Source organism: Pseudomonas sp. HMSC066A08 (genome assembly GCF_001813025.1).
Lineage (GTDB): Bacteria > Pseudomonadota > Gammaproteobacteria > Pseudomonadales > Pseudomonadaceae > Pseudomonas > Pseudomonas aeruginosa.
On record NZ_KV811332.1, the window covers coordinates 1 to 14,202 of the forward strand.

Consider the following 14,202-nt stretch of genomic DNA (forward strand, 5'->3'; position numbering starts at 1 on the left):
GCTAGTTCACTGCCGTGTAGGCAGCTAAGAAAAGGTCGGTCCCCCACTTCGCTACAGGCACTTCGTTCACTGCCGTGTAGGCAGCTAAGAAATGGCCGGGATGTAGGGATCAGGATCTACCGACGTTCACTGCCGTGTAGGCAGCTAAGAAAATTTCGTGCGTGAGCTACAGTCGAGGGGATACGTTCACTGCCGTGTAGGCAGCTAAGAAAATGATCGAACTGCACCACGCGCCTTTGAGCAGGTTCACTGCCGTGTAGGCAGCTAAGAAAAGAAGGTCGTGCTTGTTCGGGCTGGAGTGATTGTTCACTGCCGTGTAGGCAGCTAAGAAATGGGAAGATGCAGACCCCGACAGCCTGACTGAGTTCACTGCCGTGTAGGCAGCTAAGAAAACCATATGGCGGCGTGCGGAGTTTCATGCATTGTTCACTGCCGTGTAGGCAGCTAAGAAAAGCGGCAAAGGCTCCCCGCTCGCCGACTCGCCGTTCACTGCCGTGTAGGCAGCTAAGAAAACGAGGCATGGTTGAATCGCCCACAGGGCGGCGTTCACTGCCGTGTAGGCAGCTAAGAAATTCCATCAGCGCTTGTCGACGAGTTCCACCGCGTTCACTGCCGTGTAGGCAGCTAAGAAATGCGCCCTGCTTTCGGTAGGAAAATCAGGCAGGTTCACTGCTGTGTAGGCAGCTAAGAAACTCGAACCCACCTCGGCCACAACAGCCGCCGGTTTCACTGCCGTCTAGGCAGAACCACCCTCCCCATCCCGCTACCAAACATCCGAATATAAGGTTCCTACCCCACCCGCCCGCCAGCCTCGCCCGTCCACGACAACGTGCCCCGCTTGGAAGCTCACGCTCCTCATACAGACGCAAACGGGGTAGCGGCAATCGGCCATATCCGCTAAACAGTTGCCTTGGCGCGGTATTCGATAGATCCGATAGGGACAAGGCCACGGTCAGCATGGACGACATCTCCCCCAGCGAACTGAAGACGATCCTTCACTCCAAGCGTGCCAACCTGTACTACCTGCAACACTGCCGGGTACTGGTCAACGGCGGGCGGGTCGAGTACGTCACCGACGAAGGCCGGCATTCGCACTACTGGAACATCCCCATCGCCAACACCACCAGCCTGTTGCTGGGCACCGGTACCTCCATTACCCAGGCAGCCATGCGCGAACTGGCCAGGGCCGGGGTATTGGTAGGCTTCTGCGGCGGCGGCGGAACGCCGCTGTTCAGCGCCAACGAAGTGGACGTCGAGGTGTCCTGGCTGACGCCGCAGAGCGAATACCGCCCCACCGAATACCTGCAGCGCTGGGTCGGCTTCTGGTTCGATGAGGAAAAACGCCTGGAGGCCGCCCGGTACTTCCAGCGGGCCAGGCTGGAGCGGATTCGCCACAGTTGGCTGGAAGACCGCGTATTGCGCGACGCCGGCTTCGCCGTCGATGCCACCGCGCTGGCAGTTGCCGTGGAAGATTCCGCCCGAGCGTTGGAGCAGGCTCCCAATCATGAGCATCTACTGACCGAAGAAGCGCGCCTGAGCAAACGCCTGTTCAAGCTCGCAGCCCAGGCCACCCGCTACGGCGAGTTCGTCCGCGCCAAGCGCGGCAGCGGCGGCGACCCGGCCAACCGCTTCCTCGACCATGGCAACTACCTGGCCTACGGCCTCGCGGCGACCGCCACCTGGGTGCTGGGCATTCCCCATGGACTGGCCGTGCTACACGGCAAGACCCGGCGCGGAGGCCTGGTGTTCGATGTGGCGGACCTGGTCAAGGACTCGCTGATCCTGCCGCAGGCATTTCTTTCCGCCATGCGTGGCGACGAGGAACAGGAATTCCGCCAGGCCTGCCTGGACAACCTGAGCCGCGCACAGGCCCTGGACTTCATGATCGACACGCTGAAAGACGTGGCGCAGCGGAGCACGGTGTCCGCATGAACATCCTGCTGGTGTCGCAATGCGAAAAGCGCGCCCTGAGCGAAACCCGCCGCATTCTCGACCAGTTCGCCGAGCGCCGCGGCGAACGGACCTGGCAAACGCCCATCACCCAGGCGGGACTGGATACCCTGCGACGCCTGCTGAAGAAAAGCGCACGGCGCAACACCGCCGTAGCCTGTCACTGGATCCGCGGCCGCGACCACAGCGAACTGCTGTGGATCGTCGGCGTTGCCAGCCGCTTCAACGCCCAGGGTGCGGTACCGACCAACAGGACCCGCCGCGACATCCTGCGCAAGGATGACGAGAACGACTGGCACAGCGCCGAGGACATCCGCCTGCTGACGGTGATGGCAGCGCTGTTCCACGATATCGGCAAGGCCAGCCAGGCCTTCCAGGCCAAACTACGGAACCGCGGCAAGCCGATGGCCGATGCCTATCGTCACGAATGGGTATCACTGCGCCTGTTCGAAGCCTTCGTTGGCCCAGGCAGCAGCGACGAGGACTGGCTGCGGCGCCTGGCGGACAAGCGAGAGACGGGCGATGCCTGGCTGTCGCAACTGGCCAGGGACGACCGGCAACCCGCGCCACCCGGCCCATTCCAGAAAAGCCGGCTACCGCCGCTCGCCCAGGCGGTCGGCTGGTTGATCGTCAGCCATCATCGCCTGCCCAACGGGGACCATCGTGGCAGCGCCACGTTGGCACGCTTGCCGGCCCCCATCCAGAGCCAATGGTGCGGCGCACGCGACGCAGACGCAAAAGAAAAGGCCGCCTGCTGGCAGTTCCCCCATGGCCTGCCGTTCGCCAGCCGCCATTGGCGCGCCAGGACAGCGCTATGCGCGCAGAGCATGCTCGAGCGTCCCGGCCTGCTGGCTCGGGGGCCGGCCTTGTTGCACGACGCCTACGTCATGCATCTGTCCCGACTGATCCTGATGCTCGCGGATCACCACTATTCCAGTCTCCCTGCCGACTCCCGGCTGGGTGACCCGAACTTCCCCTTGCACGCCAACACCGACCGGGACAGCGGCCAACTCAAGCAGCGCCTGGACGAACACCTGCTCGGCGTCGCCCTGCACAGTCGCAAGCTCGCCGGCACCCTGCCACGCCTGGAGCGACAACTACCGCGCCTTGCCCGGCACAAGGGCTTCACCCGCCGGGTCGAGCAGCCGCGCTTCCGCTGGCAGGACAAGGCTTACGACTGCGCGATGGCCTGCCGCGAGCAGGCTATGGAGCATGGTTTCTTCGGCCTGAACCTGGCTTCGACCGGCTGCGGCAAGACCCTCGCCAACGGCCGCATCCTGTATGCGCTGGCCGATCCGCAACGCGGCGCGCGTTTCAGCATCGCTCTCGGCCTGCGCAGCTTGACCCTGCAAACCGGGCAGGCCTACCGCGAGCGGCTCGGCCTGGGCGACGACGACCTCGCTATCCTGGTCGGCGGCAGCGCCGCCCGCGAACTGTTCGAAAAGCAGCAGGAGCGCCTGGAGCGTAGCGGTAGCGAGTCAGCCCAGGAACTGCTGGCGGAAAACAGCCATGTACACTTCGCCGGCACGCTCGAGGACGGCCCTCTACGCGAGTGGCTCGGCAGGAACAGCGCGGGGAGCCGCCTACTCCAGGCGCCGATCCTGGCCTGCACCATCGACCACCTGATGCCCGCCAGCGAAAGCCTGCGCGGTGGACACCAGATAGCGCCACTGCTCCGTCTGATGACTTCCGACCTGGTGCTCGACGAGGTCGACGACTTCGATATCGACGACCTGCCCGCCCTGTCGCGGCTGGTGCACTGGGCCGGCCTGTTCGGCAGCCGCGTGCTGCTCTCCTCCGCGACCCTGCCGCCGGCCTTGGTGCAGGGCCTGTTCGAGGCCTATCGCAGCGGCCGGGAAATCTTCCAGCGCCATCGTGGCGCTCCCGGACGTGCTACGGAAATCCGCTGCGCCTGGTTCGACGAGTTTTCCAGCCAATCCAGCGCCCACGGCGCCGTAAGCTCCTTCAGCGAAGCGCACGCGACCTTCGTCGCCCAGCGTCTGGCGAAGCTCGAGCAACTGCCGCCACGCCGCCAGGCGCGGCTATGCACCGTGCATGCCGCTGGCGAAGCCCGTCCCACACTGTGCCGCGAGTTGGCCGGGCAGATGAATACCTGGATGGCTGACCTGCATCGCAGCCATCACACCGAGCACCAAGGACGCCGCATCAGTTTCGGCCTGCTACGGCTGGCCAACATCGAACCCCTGATCGAACTGGCCCAGGCCATCCTCGCCCAGGGTGCGCCCGAGGGGCTGCATGTCCATCTGTGTGTCTACCATTCGCGGCATCCCCTCCTGGTCCGCTCGGCCATCGAGCGACAACTCGATGAACTGCTGAAGCGTTCGGACGACGACGCCGCCGCGCTGTTCGCTCGTCCGACGCTGGCCAAGGCGCTCCAGGCCAGCACGGAGCGAGACCACCTGTTCGTCGTACTCGCCTCGCCGGTGGCGGAGGTCGGTCGCGACCACGATTACGACTGGGCCATCGTCGAACCCTCTTCCATGCGCTCGATCATCCAGTTGGCCGGGCGAATCCGCCGCCATCGCTCCGGCTTCAGCGGCGAGGCCAACCTGTACCTGCTATCGCGCAATATCCGCTCGCTGGAAGGGCAGAATCCGGCGTTCCAGCGGCCCGGCTTCGAGACCCCCGACTTCCCTCTTGACAGCCACGACCTGCACGACCTGCTCGACCCCGCCCTACTCGCCCGCATCGACGCCAGCCCACGAATCGTCGAACCGTTCCCACTGTTCCCACGCAGCCGGCTGGTCGACCTGGAGCATCGGCGCCTGCGCGCCCTGATGCTCGCCGACGACCCACCGACGTCCCTGCTCGGCGTACCGCTCTGGTGGCAAACCCCGGCATCGCTCAGCGGCGCCCTGCAAACCAGCCAGCCATTTCGCGCAGGCGCCAAGGAACGATGCTACGCCCTGCTGCCGGACGAGGACGACGAGGAGCGCCTGCATTTCAGTCGGAACGACGAAGGGCTCTGGACCGACCAGCACAACCTGTTGCGCGACCTCGACCTCACCCATGGCCCGCGCATCCACACATGGGGCACGGTCAACTATCGGGAGGAGCTAGTCGCAATGGCCACCCGCGAAGACCTCGACCTCCGTCAATGCGCCATGCGCTACGGCGAGGTGCGATTGCGGGAAAACACCCAGGGATGGAGCTATCACCCGCTGTTGGGGTTCAAGAAGAGAAAATGAAAAAGCCCAGGTCTGCATCGCAGCCTGGGCTCTGCCTGTTCGGCAGTGGGGTTTCATCACAAGAAGCATTATTTCTTAGCTGCCTATTCGGCAGGCAGGCAGGGTAGCTAAAAAAACCGACAAATCAAAATTCGCCACACCTCAAAAAATAATTACATCATAAGAACCATTAGGTTGATTTTATAATTTCTTCCCCGTAGGATGATTGGCGTCTCCTACCGTGCTGCAACACGGCAGGAGACGAGTACAAGCCAACAATACGGAAGTAATGATCCAGGTGATCTGAATCTGGAAGGAGGCAAAGCCATGAAACCTCCGTAGCTCGCCTCCCTCCCTGGGCTTGTGCTCAGGGAGGGATTCTACTGCTCTTTCTTCTCTATTCAATCTTTTAGGCCAACATAAAAAGGAGCTTTTATGTCCGAAAGGCCGAATGGTGCCCCCCCCACTCTCCGCCAACTCATCGAATCCTTCATCCAGGAACGCCTCCAGGGCAAGCTGGGCAAGCTCAAACCTGACGAGGACGACAAGCGCCAGGCGCTGCTGGCCGGCCATCGGCGGGAAGCCTGGCTGGCCGATGCCGCCCGGCGGGTCGGCCAGTTGCAGTTGGTGACCCACACGCTCAAACCGATCCATCCCGACGCCCGCGGCAGCAACCTGCATAGCCTGCCGCAAGCACCCGGGCAACCGGGCCTCGCCGGTTCCCATGAACTGGGTGACAAGCTGGTCAGCGATGTGGTGGGCAATGCCGCGGCGCTGGACGTATTCAAGTTTCTCAGTCTCCAGTATCAGGGTAAAAATCTTCTGAACTGGCTGGCAGAAGACAGTGCCGAGGCAGTACAGGCGCTGTCCGATAACGCCGAACAGGCTCGCGAATGGCGGCAAGCGTTCATCGGCATCACGGCCGTCAAAGGCGCTCCCGCGTCCCACAGCCTGGCCAAGCAGTTGTACTTTCCCCTGCCCGGCTCCGGCTACCACCTGCTGGCGCCGCTGTTTCCCACCAGCCTGGTGCATCACGTCCACGGTCTGCTCCGCGAAGCGGCCAGGGCAGCACGTGAGGCACGCAAGCAGAAGAAGCCCTGGCCCCACGGCTTCAGCGAGTACCGCAATCTTGCAATCCAGAAGTTCGGCGGCACCAAACCGCAGAACATCAGCCAGTTGAATAGCGAACGCTATGGCGAGAACTGGCTGCTGGCCTCGCTTCCTCCGCACTGGAAGCCTCAGGAGCTGCGCGCGCCGTTGCAGCAGGTTTCGGTGTTCGAACATGACCTCGGACGGAGCCCCGAAGTTGCCAGGCTGACCCGGACCTTGCGACGTTTTCTCGCCACGACCAAGCATAACAATCTCGCTATCCGCCAACATCGCGCCCAACTGGTCGGCCAGATCTGCGACGAAGCCCTGCAATACGCCGCCCGCCTGCGCGAACTGGAACCCGGCTGGAGTGCCTCGCCCGACTGTCGGCTGCATGAAGCCGAGCAGCTCTGGCTCGACCCACTGCGCGTGCATGCCGACGAAGCCTTCATGCGCCGGCGCCTCTGGGGCGACTGGCCAATGGAGGTCGGCGAGCGCTTCGCCAACTGGCTGAACCGGGCGCTCACGAACAAGGGGCTGGTCATGGGCGAGGCCGAAGCCAGGCAGTGGCGAATGGACCTGGGCAAGGAACTGAAAATGTTCAAGGAGATACTCGAAGATGAGCGTGACTGATCCCGAGGCGCTGCTCCTGCTGCCGCGCCTGTCCATCCAGAACGCCAACGCCATTTCCAGCCCGTTGACCTGGGGCTTCCCCTCGCCCGGCGCCTTCACCGGTTTCGCCCATGCCTTGCAGCGCCGGATCGGTGCAACCCTGGATATCGAACTGGATGGCGTCGGCATCGTCTGCCACCGTTTCGAGGCGCAGGTCTCGCAACCGGCCGGCAAGCGCACCCTAGTCTTCAACCTGACCCGCAACCCGCTGAATCGCGACGGTTCCACGGCCGCCATCGTCGAGGAAGGCCGCGCTCACCTGGAGGTCAGCCTGCTGCTGGGCGTCCGCGGCGATGGTCTGGACGATCACCCCGCGCAGGAAATCGCCAGGCAGGTCCAGGAGCAGGCCAACGCCATGCGCCTCGCCGGTGGCAGCATCCTGCCCCGGTGCGACGAGCGCTTCCCTGCCCCGAGCGCCGAACTGCTGATGCTAGGAGGCAGCGACGAGCAGCGTCGCAAGAACCAGCGCCGCTTGACCCGCCGTCTGCTGCCCGGCTTCGCCCTGGTGAGTCGCGAGGCGGTGCTGCAGCGGCATCTGGAAAGCCTGCGCACCACTACCCCTGAAGCCACCACGCTGGACGCGCTGCTCGATCTGTCCCGGCGTAACTTCGAGCCAGGCGCGCCCACCACTGCGGAGGGAACATCCACGGGTCCGGAAGCAACGGCCGAGGGCTCGGAGCAAGCATCCGTGAATTCAGGAGAAGCCGCCATGGCCACAGCGGCCTGGAAAATACGCGACGAGCCGGGCTGGCTGGTGCCGATCCCAGCCGGCTATAACGCTCTTTCCCCGCTATACGAGCCAGGCGAGGTCAGGAACGCCCGCGACCGGGAAACGCCGTTCCGCTTCGTCGAAACCCTCTTCGGTCTGGGCGAATGGCTCAGCCCCCATCGAACCCCAGCGTTGCAAGACCTCCTCTGGTATCACCAGGCCGAGCCCGACAAAGGGCTTTACCGTTGGAGCACGCCGCGTTTCGCCAAGCACATCAACGAATAAGGAAATCAACATGTCCAAGCAAGAACTGAAGACCGCGCCCGTCCTCGCCTTCGAACGTAAGCTCGATCCTTCCGACGCCCTTATGAGCGCTGGCGCCTGGGCGCAACGCGACGCCTCGCGGGAATGGCCAGCCGTGAGCGTCATAGCGAAATCCGTACGCGGCACAATCTCCAACCGCCTCAAGACCAAGGACCGCGACCCGGCCAAGCTGGACGCCTCGATCCAGTCGCCCAACCTGCAGACGGTGGACGTGGCCAACCTGCCGAGCGACGCCGACACCCTCAAGGTCCGCTTCACCCTCCGTGTGCTCGGCGGCGCCGGCACGCCGTCGGCCTGCAACGACGCGGCCTACCGTGACAAGCTGCTGCAGACGGTCGCCGGATACGTGAGCGAACACGGCTTCGCCGAACTGGCCCGTCGCTACGCGCACAACCTGGCTAACGGTCGTTTCCTGTGGCGCAATCGGGTGGGCGCGGAGGCGGTGGAAGTCCGCGTCAACCATATCCGCCAGGGCGAGGTGGCTCGCTCCTGGCGCTTCGACGCCCTGGCCATCGGACTGCGTGACTTCAAGGCCGACGCTGAGCTGGACGCGCTCGCCGAACTGATCGCTAGCGGCCTGTCGGGCAGCGGGCACGTCCTGCTCGAAGTGCTCGCCTTCGCCCGTATCGGCGATGGGCAGGAAGTCTTCCCCTCTCAGGAACTGATCCTCGACAAGGGCGACAAGAAGGGCCAGAAGAGCAAGACCCTGTACAGCGTGCGCGATGCCGCGGCCATCCACTCGCAGAAGATCGGCAATGCCCTGCGCACCATCGATACCTGGTATCCCGACGAGGACGGCCTCGGCCCCATCGCCGTGGAGCCCTACGGTTCCGTCACGTCCCAGGGCAAGGCCTATCGCCAGCCCAAGCAGAAGCTGGACTTCTATACGCTGCTCGACAACTGGGTACTGCGCGACGAAGCACCCGCCGTGGAGCAACAGCACTATGTGATCGCCAACCTGATCCGTGGCGGCGTGTTCGGTGAAGCCGAAGAGAAGTAAGCCATGGACCATTACCTCGACATCCGCCTGCGGCCGGACCCCGAATTTCCCCCGACGCAACTCATGAGCGTGCTCTTCGGCAAGCTCCACCAGGCCCTGGTGGCACAGGGCGGGGACAGGATCGGCGTGAGCTTCCCCGACCTCGACGAAAGCCGCTCCCGGCTGGGCGAGCGCCTGCGCATTCATGCCTCGGCGGAAGACCTTCGTGCCCTGCTCGCCCGGCCCTGGCTGGAAGGGTTGCGGGACCATCTGCAATTCGGAGAACCGGCAGTCGTGCCTCACCCCACACCGTACCGTCAGGTCAGTCGGGTTCAGGCGAAAAGCAATCCGGAACGCCTGCGGCGGCGGCTCATGCGCCGGCACGACCTGAGTGAGGAGGAGGCTCGGAAACGCATTCCCGATACGGTCGCGAGAGCCTTGGACCTGCCCTTCGTCACGCTACGCAGCCAGAGCACCGGACAGCACTTCCGTCTCTTCATCCGCCACGGGCCGTTGCAGGCGACGGCAGAGGAAGGAGGGTTCACCTGTTACGGGTTGAGCAAAGGAGGTTTCGTTCCCTGGTTCTGAAGAACCCCGTCAGCGCCTTATCGGCATGTCCGCAACGAAGTCCCATGGAAAGGGACTTCGTTTCGACTGGTGGCCCCGGCCGAGAGCGAACCGCATCAATCGATACTTCAGGGCTGCTGGCCGTTTCTTGACGACCTATGTGGCAGTGAAATCGCCCGAAGCCCGCTTATGAACTTCGGGACATTTTTTTGCTGCCTATACGGCAGTGAACCTAAAAGGCCTTTTAAAGGTAATTTCTTAGCTGCCTATACGGCAGTGAACTCCAGGCGCTGCAACACAGTGCCTCACTAAAATTTCTTAGCTGCCTATACGGCAGTGAACCGCGGGCTCTGCCGGTGCAGATCCACCGAACATTTCTTAGCTGCCTATACGGCAGTGAACTGGGATATTCATCAGCCAGCGGGAATGTTCCGTTTCTTAGCTGCCTATACGGCAGTGAACGACCAGATCCGCTCTACCAGCGCCACAGTTACTTTCTTAGCTGCCTATACGGCAGTGAACGTCTGTGTTGAGCTTGATCGTGTACCCATTCATTTCTTAGCTGCCTATACGGCAGTGAACTCTATCCTTCTTGGCGCCTCGCCGTTGTGGCTTTTCTTAGCTGCCTATACGGCAGTGAACAACGTGTCGGCAGTTCCGGCGGGGACTCCGCTTTTCTTAGCTGCCTATACGGCAGTGAACCACGCGATCCGCTACGAACCCTTCGGCGCTCTTTTCTTAGCTGCCTATACGGCAGTGAACTACATGCTCAAAGGCGCGTCGACGCTCTACAATTTCTTAGCTGCCTATACGGCAGTGAACACCGTATCGCGGATGATGTTCAGGGCGATGTCTTTCTTAGCTGCCTATACGGCAGTGAACTAGACCAAAAACCCATCAACCTTCCAAGCTCCAAGGGCTCCAGCGGCAAAGCCCGGAAAAACCCTCTTTTTGCAGCGACCTCTAACCCTTTGATCTAAAAGGGCTTTAAAAACCCACCAAAAAAAGGGTTCCCAAGCATAGCGTCCATCCCCTGTTTTCTCCATGCCGGCGTAATGTTCAGAACGGCCTAGCTGTTCAGCGGGCTTGTGCCATCGGAGACTTCGTACAAGGCTTAGCCATTGCCGTCCTACAGGCGCTGTCAGTAGGCTTTTTTCGCCGGCGACTTCGGTTCCCGGCAGGCCACAGCCTGCTGGCCCAACACCCACGAGCGGCCTGTCTCCCTGCCGCGCCGGCAGAAGCCAGGCAGCGGACAGCTCAGAGAAGGATTTCTCCCATGCACGGCCATACCCAGCTTGCCCCGCACTACTTCTTCCGACAGCAGCGATTGCTGCGCGCGCTGCTGATCGACGACCAGGCCTGGTTCGTCCTCGACGACTTCGCCCGGCTCATCGAACACAACCAGCCCGAACAGATGCTCGCCCGCCTGGACGACGACCAGGCGCGCCGCGAATCGTTGCGTTCCGAACGTGGCGAAGACCAGGCGCAGTGGCTGATCAGCGAGTCCGGCGCGTACGCCGCGCTGATCTACCAGCAGCGCGGCGATGGCGGCGAATTGCGCCGCTGGCTCAGCGGCGAGGTGGTGCCGGAGTTGCGCAGTGCCACCGACGACAGCGGCATGCCGCGCTACGTCAAGTTGCGCTGGGAGCGCCAGGTGGTGCACATGCTCGATTGGCAGGGCAAGCTCTGGGTGAATTTCAGCGAGATGCCCGACCTCCTCGAACGCCAGGGCGAACCCATGGTGCAACTGGGTTGGCGACGCTGGTTGCGCAAGTTGCGGCCGCTCTAGGCGAGCGGCCACTTGCTCGTCGCCGGGGCTCCACTCCTCCACCCGTACGAGACGAAAGCCCGAACCCGATCAACAGGTTGAGCAGGCTGACCAGCGCGCGGTGGCGCTTTGCCACGCCGCTGGCCAGTCAGTCGGTGGTACGCGGCCCTTCGATCGAGTAGCGGTCCGGCAGGTGCGCCGACCCTCCCTGTCCAACCGCCAGCCGGGCTGGCGGGGCGCCATGTAGGCAGGTTGCTCGATGGAGACGCCGGGCAGCGGTACGGCGTGCAGGTTGACCGGCAGGCGGCGAAGAAGTCGTCGCGACCGTGGATGTTCTGCGTCATGTGCCAATCCCCGGAAGAGCAGCGAAACAATAAAGGCCGGCGGGCCAGCGACCACCGCGGGCCGAAGCGAGTTCCGAATATAAGTTAATACCCTGTCAGATCTGGCAGCTTAAGGCGTATGGCGGCGCCAGTTAACAATATGGAAATAGACTTTCCCTAGCCTCACCTCCACTCACAACAACAAGAAGTCATCGGCATGAAAAAAATTCGAAAATTAATATTGGATGATTCCTTCGGAGAAGATTATGACTGCCAGGATCTACCGGGAAGTCGTCAACCCGGGAAAACTCGACGAAACACAGAGGGAAAACCTCGCAAGCGAACTCTACGCGATTCACGCCAGGATCTTTCATGGCGTCCAGTATGAATCCTTCGCTCGCGAGGTCATCCACTCCACCGCCCGTCTCACCCGCATCGCCATCTACCGCAATCGCCAGCACGAGATCGTCGGCTACTGCGCCGTGCATTTCCACGACTCGGAAGTCTTCCAGTACAGCAAGGCCTGCGTGATCCGCGCCGAGTCGGGGATCCTCCCGGAGTACCGCGGGAGCAACCAGAGCATTCCCTTCCTTACCCGCCAGGTGCTGCGCTACAAGTTGCTCAACCCCGGCAAGCGCCTGCTGTTCCTCGACACCCTGATCCATCCCTCCAGCTACGCCCTGGTGACCAAGTACGTGGATGACGTCTGGCCCTGCCACTGCGACCTGGAAAGCCACCACGTGAAGTTCCTCGAACACCTGATCGCCCAGTTCAGCTTCAAGCGCAGCAGCAACGATCCGCTGGTGGTCGACACCGGCTGGACCACCACCGAGGCCGATCACGAACGGGCACGCTGGGCTACGCACAGCAATCCGAATGTGCGTTTCTTCCTCGATCGGAACCCGGAATATCACAAGGGCAACGGATTGATCACGGTATTCCCGATCACCTTGAAGAACATCTTTACGGCGACCCGGCGTTTCAAGCGCAGTTCTTCGGTCAAGCGTAAACAGCACCAGCGTTACAACGCGGCTTCGGCGAAAGTCGGGAATATCGCGTTGTAATGAATCAAGCCGCCCCGTATATCGGCGTTTATATATATGCACGTATATGAAGAATGGCCGGAAGGGAGTATGGAACATTCCCTTCCGGCCATTTTCATCGCCCCCCGCGAAGGGCTCGGCGGCCGGATCCGATCAGAGCATTTCCAGCTTCGACATCAGGTCGTTCAGGCGCTCGGCCTTCTGCTCGCTGATCTCGCTCGGGGCCAGGGACTCGATGTAGCTGGCCAGCTCTTCCACCGTGGTGCATTCGAACATCGCCCGTAGCGGCACGTTGCGTTGCAGGGCCTTCTGCACCCGCGAGGCGATCTGGGTGGCCAGCAGCGAATGCCCGCCGAGTTCGAAGAAGTTGTCGAACACCCCGACCCGCTCGACCTTCAGCACCTCGGCCCAGATCCGCGCCAGGGTTTCCTCCAGTTCGTTGCGCGGGGCCTGGTAGGCCTGGTTCTGCATCTGGCCGATGTCCAGCGCCGGCAGCGCCTTGCGATCGAGCTTGCCGTTGGCGTTGAGCGGCATCCGGTCCAGCACCAGCCAGTGCAGCGGCACCATGTAGTCCGGCAGGTCGGCGCGCAGTTGCTGCTTGATCCGCTCGAACCAGGCGCCCTGCTCCACCATCAGTCCGGCCGGCGAATCGGCGCTGGAACGCGGTGTCTCGCCGGGAACCAGGTAGCCCACCAGGTACTTGCCGTTCGCCCCTTCCTGCACCGCCACCGCCGCCTCGCGGACGTCGGCGCGTTCGTGCAGGCGCGCCTCGATCTCGCCCAGCTCGATGCGGAAGCCGCGGATCTTCACCTGGTGGTCGATCCGCCCGACATACTCCAGCACTCCGTCGGCGCGCCGCCGCGCCAGGTCGCCGGTACGGTACAGACGCTCGCCCGGCGCGCCGAACGGATGCGGGACGAAGGCCTGGGCGGTGCGCAGCGGATCGCCGACGTAGCCACGACCGACGCCGGTGCCGGCCACGCACAGCTCGCCCACCGCGCCCAGCGGCACCAGTTCGAAGGCGTCGTCGGCGCCGGCGCCGAGCAGGTACAGGCGGTTGTTGTCGGTGGGGCTGCCGATCGGCAGGTAGGTGCTCTCGGTGGAGACCAGGTCGACGCGGAAGAACGCCACGTCGTCGGAGCACTCCGCCGGCCCGTAGGCATTCACCAGGCCGATCCGCGGGTAGCGCTTGAGCCACTGGCGTGCCAGTTCCGGCGGCATCGCCTCGCCGGTGGGCAACATCCAGCGCAGGCCGTCGAGGGCCTGGCGCTCTTCGGCGAGCATGCCCTGGATCAGCGACGGCACGCTTTCCAGCACCGTGATGCCCTGTTCGCCGACGTGCGCCAGCAGGCCCTGCGGATCGTGGGCGATGGCGTTCGGCACGATCGCCACGCGGGCGCCGAACAACGGCGCGGCGAGGAACTGCCAGACCGAGATGTCGAAGCTCTGCGAGGCGGTCTGGGCGATCACGTCGTTCTCGTCCAGTTCCAGGTACGGGACCTTGCTCAACTGGTTGTTGAGCATGCCCGCCTGCTCCACCATCACGCCCTTCGGCAGTCCGGTGGAGCCGGAGGTGTAGATCACGTAGGC

Annotated in this window: 9 protein-coding genes and 2 CRISPR repeat arrays; of the genes, 8 read left to right on the top strand and 1 reads right to left on the bottom strand. The window is 63.1% G+C overall.

Translation table 11 applies throughout. The annotated features are described in order from the left end of the window. Positions 1-4: 4 nt before the first annotated feature. Positions 5-692: a CRISPR direct-repeat array (repeat unit 28 nt; unit sequence GTTCACTGCCGTGTAGGCAGCTAAGAAA). 265 nt (positions 693-957) lie between these two features. The 8 genes from cas1f to HMPREF2886_RS22760 all read left to right on the top strand — a co-directional run bounded on the left by cas1f (position 958) and on the right by HMPREF2886_RS22760 (position 12,633). Beyond that, positions 958-1,932 carry a type I-F CRISPR-associated endonuclease Cas1f gene (gene cas1f / locus HMPREF2886_RS22725; RefSeq protein ID WP_058178895.1) on the top strand — a complete coding sequence of 325 codons (975 nt, stop codon included), beginning with the start codon at positions 958-960 and terminating at the stop codon, positions 1,930-1,932. Continuing rightward, a complete protein-coding gene (cas3f, locus tag HMPREF2886_RS22730; RefSeq protein WP_070748423.1) occupies positions 1,929-5,159 on the top strand; it encodes a type I-F CRISPR-associated helicase Cas3f in 3,231 nt (1,076 codons plus the stop codon). Before cas1f ends, cas3f begins: the two co-directional genes overlap by 4 nt. A gap of 414 nt (positions 5,160-5,573) precedes the next feature. Further along, positions 5,574-6,860 carry a type I-F CRISPR-associated protein Csy1 gene (gene csy1 / locus HMPREF2886_RS22735; RefSeq protein WP_070748425.1) on the top strand — a complete coding sequence of 429 codons (1,287 nt, stop codon included), beginning with the start codon at positions 5,574-5,576 and terminating at the stop codon, positions 6,858-6,860. Beyond that, on the top strand, positions 6,847-7,893 hold the full coding sequence (gene csy2, locus HMPREF2886_RS22740) for a type I-F CRISPR-associated protein Csy2 (RefSeq protein ID WP_070748427.1): 1,047 nt from the start codon (positions 6,847-6,849) through the stop codon (positions 7,891-7,893). Before csy1 ends, csy2 begins: the two co-directional genes overlap by 14 nt. A 10-nt stretch (positions 7,894-7,903) precedes the next feature. Next, the gene (csy3, locus tag HMPREF2886_RS22745; RefSeq protein WP_070748429.1) at positions 7,904-8,932 is read left to right on the top strand and encodes a type I-F CRISPR-associated protein Csy3; all 1,029 of its coding nucleotides are present in this window, start codon (positions 7,904-7,906) and stop codon (positions 8,930-8,932) included. Between the two features lie 3 nt (positions 8,933-8,935). Next, positions 8,936-9,499, top strand: coding sequence for a type I-F CRISPR-associated endoribonuclease Cas6/Csy4 (cas6f, locus tag HMPREF2886_RS22750; RefSeq protein WP_070748431.1), 564 nt, complete (start codon positions 8,936-8,938; stop codon positions 9,497-9,499). Between the two features lie 123 nt (positions 9,500-9,622). After that, positions 9,623-10,360: direct repeats of the CRISPR family, unit length 28 nt; unit sequence TTTCTTAGCTGCCTATACGGCAGTGAAC. Between the two features lie 394 nt (positions 10,361-10,754). Then, complete coding sequence (locus HMPREF2886_RS22755) at positions 10,755-11,267, top strand: BRO-N domain-containing protein (protein WP_023100319.1); 513 nt, start codon at positions 10,755-10,757, stop codon at positions 11,265-11,267. Positions 11,268-11,835: 568 nt separating this feature from the next. Further along, the gene (locus HMPREF2886_RS22760; RefSeq protein ID WP_023097572.1) at positions 11,836-12,633 is read left to right on the top strand and encodes a hypothetical protein; all 798 of its coding nucleotides are present in this window, start codon (positions 11,836-11,838) and stop codon (positions 12,631-12,633) included. Positions 12,634-12,765: 132 nt separating this feature from the next. On the opposite strand, the gene HMPREF2886_RS35085 is transcribed toward HMPREF2886_RS22760, so the two are convergent. Further along, positions 12,766-14,202: AMP-binding protein (locus tag HMPREF2886_RS35085; protein ID WP_256562565.1), on the bottom strand; the 1,437-nt coding region annotated here is incomplete at its 5' end.